This window comes from Streptomyces sp. CC208A, assembly GCF_030010625.1.
Lineage (GTDB): Bacteria > Actinomycetota > Actinomycetes > Streptomycetales > Streptomycetaceae > Streptomyces.
The window spans coordinates 340,339-346,944 of sequence record NZ_JASCXN010000005.1; the positions used below are offsets into that span (position 1 = coordinate 340,339).

The following is a 6,606-nucleotide window of genomic DNA, read 5'->3' on the forward strand; positions in this document are numbered from 1 at the left end:
TGATGCCCTCGCCGCTCCTGGTCACGGCCCGACCCACGCACTAGCAAGGACTCGAACCGAGGCGGCAGATGTCCGTTAGCCTCAGGCCGACGGACCGGGGCAGGATCGGCCAGAGTGCTGGGGTGGGATCGCGTGCAGTTCTGGAAGAAGGCCAAGCAGGGTGTGAGCCGGCGTAAGTCCGAGAATGCGATAGCCGCGTCTGCTACTCCCCTGCACGGGACAGCAGGCATCTCCCCCGAGGCGCTGGTTCGCGCTCTGGTGGCGTCAGTCGCCGACGGCACGACGGCTACGGCAGACGGGCTGCGCGGGCTGTCAGCCGACGAGCTCGACGAAATCGAACGGGACCAGCCTGCTCCTCTGAGTGCGGCCTACGCCTGCTTCCTCCGCCTCGTCGGTGGCGGTGCCGGCTACTTCTTTCAAGGCAGTGGCGTCTTCTACCCCCACGTCATCGGCCTTCGGGAAGCAGCGGACGAGCTGCTGAGAGAGAACCAAGAGCCCTTTCACCTGCGCAGCTCCGATCGCGTGATCTTCATGCACCAGGGCTACCAATTCGAGTTCCTGCGCGGCGAAGGGCCCGATCCAGAGGTGTGGACCTACTCCGAGGGTGATGCCGAACCGTCTCGGGTCTACATCCGCTTCACGGACTGGTTGGAAGCGAACGTCCGTCAGCAAAGGGAAGCGTGGGCTCGCCTGGTTCCCTGGTACGAAGCCGAACAGCAGAAGCCCTCGGACGAGCGCCGCGTGTACTTCTACCGCCACCACCCCGACGGCAGTGTGACCGACGAGCTGTAGCGACTCTCCCTGTCAGCGGCGGCAGACAAGAATGCCGCCAAGGCAGGTGATCTCATACGCGCCATTGCGGGCGATGTCGTCGGCGACGAGGGCACGGGCCCGATCAATGGTCGCGTCGAAGGGCACGTCCTGCTGGTCTGCCCAGGCTCGGTACGAAGCCATGTGGGCGATGACGGGCTCAGGGTCGCGGACGGTGATGGTCCCTGGCAGTTCGACGACCTCGACCTGCCTGAACTCCTCCCCGAGGAAGGCCGGGGCTTTCTCCAGGGAGAAGCGGGCGCTGAGCGAGATTCGGGCCGGGCCGCGCTCGACGCCGAGGACGTCGCCGGCGGCCCGCTGCCAGAGGTCGTCGAGTTCGGCCTTGTCGCGGTCGCTGTTGGTGGAGGCGACCACCAGCCCGTCGCGGGCCACGACCCGGGCCACCTCCCTGGCCGCCTGGGGAATGTCAGGCACGTGGTAGAGCATGTGTAGCGCGAGAGCGGCGTCGACGCTGCCCGCCGCCAGCGGAAGCCGCGTGGCGTCCGCCACGGCGACCGGGCCGGGGACGCCGGCGAGGATGCCGGGGGCGATGTCGAAGCCGAGCAGGGACAGGTCCGGGCGGTCCTGGCGGAGCCGCTGGATGAACTTGCCGTTGCCGCAGCCGATGTCGACGACCCGCCCACGTACGTCGCCCAGCTGCTCGGCCACGAGGCCGGGGAGGTCGTACCGCGGTGTCTGCCACTGGTAGAGCGACTGCCGGGCGGCCAAGTCCCGGTCTCCGTTGTAGGCGCTGCCCGCCAAGCGGGCCCGGTCGGTGACGGCGGCGTCGTGGGCAGCGGACAGGTCGGTCACGTCGGCAACTCCGGAGGGCGGGCGGTGGGCAGGGACGCACGGACGGCCGTGTGCTGGAGTCGTTCGCGCAGGTGCACCGCCTGCGCGGCTCCACCGTACTGCGGCCCTTCCAGCTCCCGCCCGAGAATGGTGAGCCGGCGCACGATGCTGGCCGACATGCGCTCCGGCGAGGACTGGAGCACAAAGCCGAGCATCTCTTCCATGCCATCCAGGTCGCCCAGGAGTAGGTGGCCACTGGCGAGGTCGAGGTGCGCGGCGAACAGGTCACCAACCGACTGGTCGTCTCCTTCCGCGCTTCGATAGAGGCGGATCGCCGTCTCCGCGCTGACGATGGCCCGGTGGACGTGTTCCTGTCCGCCCACGGCCAAGAGGGTCGTTCCGGCGTAAGCGAACTGCTTGGCCGCAGGGAAGTCGAAGACTCCCAGCACCTCGTCCCCACCCGAGATCGCCTCGCGCGATCGTTCGGCATCCGACAGGGCGGCGAGCGCGCCTGCCGAGTCGCCGACTATCGCCAACGCCCGCGCCTCCAGACTCGCCAGCCGTGCGCCGATACTGCCATTCGTCCTGTGCCGCCGACCGGCCTGCGCAAGCCGGGCCGCCTGCTCGTACCGCCCTGTCCAGTACGCGATTAACGACTCCACGGCCCGTACCCAGGCCAGCATCCCCTCGTGCCCGGCCGCCTCGGCACAGGCCCGAGCGGTGCGGGCGTGGGTGGCGGCGGAGTCGTAGGCGCCAAGGTCAAGGCAGACGTGCGCGGACAGGCCGCAGAGGCGAGCAGCGGAGAGGTAGAGGTCAGCGGTCTGCCGGGGGTGCTGGCGCCCGCGCAGCAGCTCGAAGGCCCCGTCCCGTAACCGCCTGATCTCGACGTACTGCTCCATCAGCGGGTGGCTGACGTACGTACGGGCGAGCCGGCCGACGTCTGCCTCCAGCTGCTCTACAACGAACTCGTCGGCGTTCCGCTGCGCGATGAAGCGGGCGAAGTCCGCCGACCGCACCGCGTCCTCAGAGAGTGGGTCTCCACGGACATGGGTGTTCTCGGGCGGCAGCACCGGCAGCACGATCTCCACCTCGGCGGCATCGGAGCCATCCCGCTGCCCCTTGCTGACGGCAACAGCATGGTCGAGCACGGCGACATCGACACCGAAGACCTGCGCCAGGTACTTCCGGGCGTAGGGAACGGGAACTCGCGCTTCGCGCTCGTACCGCCCGATCTCCTTGCCGGTCTTGGCGGAGCGCCCCTCCAGGGCGTTGTACTCGTCGGCAACCCTCTGCTGGCTCCAGCCGCGCGCGGTGCGCAGCCGGACGAGCAAGGCTCCGATCCCGGTGTCGCCCATGCCGTCTCCCAGGAGCACGTGACCTCTGGCCCCCATAGTGGCCCCTGTCTTGGCCCCCGTGCTGGCTCCCGACCCAAATGAGTTAAGTCGCTTTGCTGTTGGCCATGGCAAGCAGACTCACCCACCAGGCAACCGACGCCGCCCCGGACTTCCTTTCGGGCACGGGTCGGCACCGCACGACGCTGTTCCCCCGCCGCCGGACCACACCGCGTACCGCTCGCGACTTCGTCGCCGCCACACTGACCGAATGGGGTGAGACGAGCCGCCTCGACGACATGCGGCTGTGCACCTCGGAACTCGTCACCAACGCCGTGCTCCACGGGGTGCCCGTGGGCCGGCTGGTCCTCGTACGCGTCGAGTCCCTCGACGAGGAGCTGCGGATCGAGGTCCACGACAGCGGCGAGAACAGGCCGACGAAGCGCGTTCCCGAGGAGTCCGCCGTCAACGGCCGCGGTCTGCTGATCGTCGCCGCGACCGCCGACAGCTGGGGCGTGAAGGAGCGGACGGGCCCCGGAAAGTGCGTTTGGGCCGCATTCGACCGTGCCAAGAACGGGGCCGCGCCCCTGCCGCCCCACACCACCGGCCCCCAGGGAGGCACCTCGTGACCACCCATCCCGTCTCGCCGAACACCGTTCTCGCCAATGCCCTCCACCACGCCGAGGACGTCTTGACCCCGCGCATCCTGGCTTCCCCGCCCGAGCGGATCGTGCTGGTGGTCGGCACCCAGATCAACGGCGCCCCGCACATCGGCACCTCGCTCGTGCAGTCCCTGGCCTTCGCCATGGCGGCCCGCCTGCGCGACCGCTTCGGGCTTCCCACTGAGGTGCTGTTCAGCGCCCTCGACAACGCCCCGTACGAGCTGGCCACCGACCCGGCCAGCGGCCACCGCTACCAGCGCGCCTACGCCCAGACCCTCGGCGAGCAGGCCCTGCGCGACCTCGTCACCGCCCTCTACCAACCCCTCTTCACCGCCCTGTCCCGACGCCTGGGCCTCCCGCACCGCATCGAGACGTACACCCAGCAGCAAGCCGGCGAGCACTACCGCCGCACCTGGCTCCGGCTCCTCCCCCGTATCGACGCCGCCCGCTGGTGGCTCGCCCCCTCCACCGGCACCCCGCACCTCCGCGTTCCCTGCCCGCACCCCGATTGCGGCTGGGCCGAGAAACACGCCGAACGCACACGGGTCAACCTCACCGGCCCCGAGTCCGCGCAGGTCTCCGCTGTCTGCCTCCACCACGGCCCGTACGAGGCCACGATCACGCCCACCGCCGGCGCGTACCTGGACCTGGCCACCCTGTACCGCAACCTGGTCAAGGAACTCGCCCTGACCAGCCCCCAGGGCACCCTGCACGTCATGGTCAAGGGCGGCGACTGGGTCTTCGGCTCCCACCTCGTCGACGAGGCCCTCCAGGCCGTGGGCCTCACCCGCACCCAACTCCCGGCCCGCCTGTTCTGCCCCCAGGTCGTCACCGACACCGGCGCCAAGCTGTCGAAATCCCTCATACGAGAAGGCCGTGCCCCCTTGCCCAAGGGCGCCGCCCCTTGGATGCTCGACACCCGGCAGTGGCCCGGCACCGTCACCGAGTACGCCGACCAGCTGCTCGCCATGGCCGAGACCCTGCTCTCCGACCCCCGCCACTTCTTCCGCTCGTACTCGGCCGCCGAGATCGGCCGCCTGATCACCGCACCGTCCCCCAGGAGTGTTCCCTCCCGATGACCGACCGCATCGCCCGCGTCCGCGAGCTCAACCTCTACCGCCAGTACTTCGAGCTCGTCTCCGCGGGCACCAAGACCATCGAGGTGCGGGTCAAGTACCCGCACCTCGCGGACCTCGCCGCCGGCGACACCATCCGCTTCCGCATCAAGGACACCGACGAGACCTGCGACGTCGAAGTCCTCCGCGTCACCGAGTACCCCGACTTCGAGGCTCTCCTCGACGGCGAGGGCCCGTCCAACGTCAACCCGACCGCCACCCGCGACCAGCAGCTGGCCAACATCCGCACCATCTACGGGCCCGAGAAGGAAGCCCTCGGAGCCCTCGCCATCGAGATGAAGCGCATGGCCTGACCGATTCCCGCTCTTACAAGATCGGACACTCGGCGCCATCCTCGACCGGAACGGCAACGCCCATCGAAGCCGCCCCGGCGGCACCACGCAGGAGGGGATGCGGTGACCAGTTCAGTTCCCTGGACGGATCGTCTGTCCACCGGTACAGAAGCGACTCAGGACGACGTGGTGCGCTGGTACCAGGGCACGCGCGAAGGCAAGGCGTATGTGCCCACGATGATCTGGGGCACGCTCCAGACCGAGGCATACGCCACCGTGATCCTCGGCCAGGTCGTCAACTTCCTCGGCATCCCGAACGACGTGCTGGCGGGCGTCGCCAAGCGCATGCAGCGACAGCAAGTGCTGTACGACGGCGAGCACCACTACGACGTCGTCCTCGGGGAGCAGGCTCTCTACACGAACATCGGTGGGCCCGAAGTCATGCGAGAACAGATCGAGCGCCTCCTGCGAGAGCTCGGCCTGGCCTCTCTCACCCTCGGGATCCTTCCCTCCACCGCGCAGGTGGACCTGTTCCCCATCCACGCGTTCAACCTCTACGGCGATGGCGACCGGGCTCACGTCGAACTCGTCTCCTCCTCCGTGGACATCACGGAACAGAGCGAACTCGACCTCTACAACAAAGCCTTCGCCGCGCTGAGCAGTGCGGCATCGTACGGCGACGCCGCCGAGCAGCTCCTGATGAAGGCCCACTCCTTCTGGACCAACACCCCGCTCCGGCAGTAGTCCCCTCGACACACCATCGGCGGAGCGCCGCGCAGCAGCCCGAAGCGCACCCGGTCAAGACCATCGCGCCCCATCGCCAGCAATCAAAACCTCAGCGGCAGCCTCGCCGCCCAAGCCAGCGCTGACGAGGCCATCGCCCTCACATGCCCGACAATCCCGCCCGACGAAGGGAACCCAATGGCCCAGCAGGCCGACGACCAGCCGAAGGCCCTCAAGCCGGCGCTCGAATCGATGACCCTGCTGGTCGCGGCCGTCATCGTCCACGACAAGGCCACCAACCGCGTTGTCCTCCTCCAGCGCGGCGAAAACGCCAAGTTCGGCCAGGGCATGTGGGACCTCCCCGTCGGCAAGAGCGAGCCGGGCGAACCGATCACCGAGACGGCCGTCCGCGAGTTGTACGAGGAGACCGGCCTTACGGTGAAGCCCGAGTCCCTCAAGGTCGCCCACGTCATCCACGGGGCTTGGGGCGTGGAAGCCCCCAACGGCTTCCTCACCGTCGTCTTCGCCGCCCACGAATGGACCGGCGAACCCGAGAACCGCGAACCCCGCAAGCACTCCCAGGTCCGTTGGGCCGACACCAACACCATCCCCGATGGGTTCGTCGGCACCACCGCCAGCGCCCTCCACCAGTACCTCGCAGGCGGACCGCAGGTCTCCCTGGACGGATGGGCCTAGCTCCCGAAATCCCGCCATTGTCGGTGGCAGCCCCTAAGCTCACCCCTCCAGCACGAGCAAGGGGGGCCCTTGAGCACGGCGACCAGGTTCAACACCTTCCTGAAGAACATCAAGGCGAAGGAATGAGCTGCCCCGAGTTTCGTAGAGTCCGATCTTGATTGGTTCAGGCGGACTGCGGGGTTTG

The 6,606-nt window shown here is 68.7% G+C and carries 8 protein-coding genes; 6 read left to right on the forward strand and 2 right to left on the reverse strand.

The genetic code is table 11. The annotated features are described in order from the left end of the window. Window positions 1-132: 132 nt before the first annotated feature. Entirely contained in the window at window positions 133-792 is a 660-nt protein-coding gene (locus tag QK442_RS09250) for an SMI1/KNR4 family protein (RefSeq protein ID WP_282693374.1), read from the forward strand. 12 nt (window positions 793-804) lie between these two features. Here QK442_RS09250 and QK442_RS09255 read toward each other — a convergent pair whose 3' ends face one another. Then, complete coding sequence (locus tag QK442_RS09255; RefSeq protein WP_282693375.1) at window positions 805-1,623, reverse strand: class I SAM-dependent methyltransferase; 819 nt, start codon at window positions 1,621-1,623, stop codon at window positions 805-807. After that, entirely contained in the window at window positions 1,620-2,957 is a 1,338-nt protein-coding gene (locus QK442_RS09260; RefSeq protein ID WP_282693376.1) for a helix-turn-helix domain-containing protein, read from the reverse strand. Before QK442_RS09260 ends, QK442_RS09255 begins: the two co-directional genes overlap by 4 nt. Window positions 2,958-3,061: 104 nt before the next feature. Between QK442_RS09260 and QK442_RS09265 the strand changes: the two genes are divergently transcribed. The 5 genes from QK442_RS09265 to QK442_RS09285 all read left to right on the forward strand — a co-directional run bounded on the left by QK442_RS09265 (window position 3,062) and on the right by QK442_RS09285 (window position 6,422). Beyond that, a complete protein-coding gene (locus QK442_RS09265) occupies window positions 3,062-3,562 on the forward strand; it encodes an ATP-binding protein (RefSeq protein WP_282693377.1) in 501 nt (166 codons plus the stop codon). Then, complete coding sequence (locus QK442_RS09270; protein WP_282693378.1) at window positions 3,559-4,674, forward strand: hypothetical protein; 1,116 nt, start codon at window positions 3,559-3,561, stop codon at window positions 4,672-4,674. The genes QK442_RS09265 and QK442_RS09270 overlap by 4 nt, the downstream gene beginning before the upstream one ends. Continuing rightward, complete coding sequence (locus QK442_RS09275; RefSeq protein WP_282693379.1) at window positions 4,671-5,024, forward strand: ASCH domain-containing protein; 354 nt, start codon at window positions 4,671-4,673, stop codon at window positions 5,022-5,024. Before QK442_RS09270 ends, QK442_RS09275 begins: the two co-directional genes overlap by 4 nt. A 102-nt stretch (window positions 5,025-5,126) precedes the next feature. Next, the gene (locus tag QK442_RS09280; RefSeq protein ID WP_282693380.1) at window positions 5,127-5,747 is read left to right on the forward strand and encodes a DUF5753 domain-containing protein; all 621 of its coding nucleotides are present in this window, start codon (window positions 5,127-5,129) and stop codon (window positions 5,745-5,747) included. Window positions 5,748-5,924: 177 nt separating this feature from the next. Beyond that, window positions 5,925-6,422, forward strand: coding sequence for an NUDIX domain-containing protein (locus tag QK442_RS09285; protein ID WP_282693381.1), 498 nt, complete (start codon window positions 5,925-5,927; stop codon window positions 6,420-6,422). Window positions 6,423-6,606 lie beyond the last annotated feature (184 nt).